This window comes from Streptomyces sp. ATLC9 (assembly GCF_057196705.1).
This window is the reverse complement of sequence record NZ_JBXUOY010000481.1, coordinates 1-1802: the sequence shown is the minus strand read 5'-3', so window position 1 is coordinate 1802 and position 1802 is coordinate 1. Positions and strand designations below refer to the sequence as shown.

Annotated in this window: 2 protein-coding genes; one reads left to right on the top strand and one right to left on the bottom strand. The window is 66.9% G+C overall.

Annotation, left to right across the window (positions count from 1 at the left end):
* On the bottom strand, positions 1-1247 hold a 1247-nt coding region (locus AC2CJA_RS26485; RefSeq protein WP_484605187.1), incomplete at its 3' end, for an RNA-guided endonuclease InsQ/TnpB family protein.
* Between the two features lie 25 nt (positions 1248-1272).
* Between AC2CJA_RS26485 and tnpA the strand changes: the two genes are divergently transcribed.
* Positions 1273-1689, top strand: coding sequence for an IS200/IS605 family transposase (gene tnpA / locus AC2CJA_RS26480; RefSeq protein WP_484605186.1), 417 nt, complete (start codon positions 1273-1275; stop codon positions 1687-1689).
* Positions 1690-1802 lie beyond the last annotated feature (113 nt).

Genomic DNA, 1802 nt, shown 5'->3' with positions numbered 1-1802 from the left:
TTGACATCCTCGCTGCCCTGAAGGACGGTGATTCCCGCTTGCCGTGCCGTTGAAGGCTGCGGTGTCGGGTGGGTTCCTGCTTCGTGGCGCGGTGCCGGGACGAGTCCCGGTCTTACCTGCGCTCCACAGGCTGATGCCGCCAGTCCGGCGGCCTTGGCGACGTTGACCGCCGCGTTGATGTCCCGGTCCAGGACCGCCCCGCACGCCTGGCACGTCCACTCTCGGATGTGGAGGGGCTTGGGGCCGTCCTTGACGCCGCACCGCGAGCACACCTGGGAGGTCGGCTCGAACCGGCCGATCCTCACGAGGGTGCGGCCGTACCGTGCGGCCTTGTACTCCAGCATGTTCACGAACGCCGACCATCCGGCGTCGTGCACGGACTTGGCCAGGCGCGTGCGCGCGAGTCCCTTCACCGACAGGTCCTCCACGGCGACCGCTTGGTTCTCGCGGATCAGCTTGGTGGAGAGCTGGTGGTGGAACTCGCGGCGCGCGTCCGCGACACGGGCGTGTGCCCGTGCGACGCGGATCCTGGCCTTGCCCCGGTTCTTGCTGCCCTTCTCCTTGCGGGAGAGGGCGCGCTGCGCCTTCTTCAGGCGTTTTTCGGCCCGGCGCAGGAAGCGCGGGCTGTCGATCTTCGTCCCGTCGGAGAGGACCGCGAAGTGTCCGAGTCCGAGGTCGATGCCCACCTCGGGCGCGACCTGGGGCAGGACTTCCTCCGGGCCGGTCTCCACAACGAAGGACGCGAAGTACCGGCCTGCCGCGTCCTTGACCACGGTCACCGTGGACGGCGTCGAGGGCAGGGAGCGGGACCACTTCACCTTGACGTCGCCGATCTTCGGCAGGCGCAGCTTCTGCCCCGGCGTGATCGACCAGCGGGCGTTCGCGGTGAACCGGACCGACTGCCGGGTGTCCCTCTTCGACTTGTACCGGGGCGCGCCCATGCGCGGGCGCTTGCCCTTCAGGCCGTCGAAGAAGTTCCGGTACGCGGTGTCCAGGTCGCGCAGCGACTGCTGGAGAACGACCGCCGACACCTCGCCGAGCCACGCCCGCTCCGGGGTGTTCTTCGCCTCGGTGATCAGCGCCTTCGACAGGTCGCCGGTCTTCGGGAACGGCAGCCCCTCGCTGCGGGCGGTCTCCCGAGCGCGAAGCGCGTCGTTGAAGACGACCCGCGCACACCCGAACGCCGTTGCCAACGCCATGCGCTGACCGGCGCTCGGGTACAGGCGGAAGCTGTACCGAAGCTGCATACGGATCATGATACACAGTTGGTTTATGGGTATCGATGAGAACGTTCGTACTGGTCGTCACTGCATCTTCCGCATGCATGTCCACTTGGTTTTCGTGACGAAGTACCGGCACTCCGTCTTCGTTGACCGGCACCTGACGCGGTGCGAGGAGATCATGCGGGCCGTGTGCAAGGACTTCGAGGCCGAGCTGGTCGAGTTCAACGGCGAGAACAACCACGTCCACCTCCTCGTGAACTTCCCGCCGAAGGTTGCCGTGTCCAGACTGGTGAACTCCCTCAAAGGCGTGTCCTCCCGCAGGCTCCGCCAGGAGTTCCCCGACCTCGTCCGCCACTACTGGCGGGCACAGCGCCTGTGGTCCGGCTCGTACTTCGCCGGGTCCGTCGGCGGCGCGCCGCTCAGCATCGTGAAGCAGTACATCGAGCAGCAGAACCGGCCACTCTGACCCGGGCTGAGGTGAACAGTACAGATCCGTGCCCACAGCTGAGGTCAGAGCAGCTCTCAGATTCGCTTCACCACCGGGCTGAAGCCCGGTGCACTGCGAATAGTCCCGGTAGC

Bases quoted from the DNA above. Each gene is read 5' to 3' on its own strand.
- tnpA (WP_484605186.1), top strand. From the start codon at position 1,273: ATGGGTATCGATGAGAACGTTCGTACTGGTCGTCACTGCATCTTCCGC.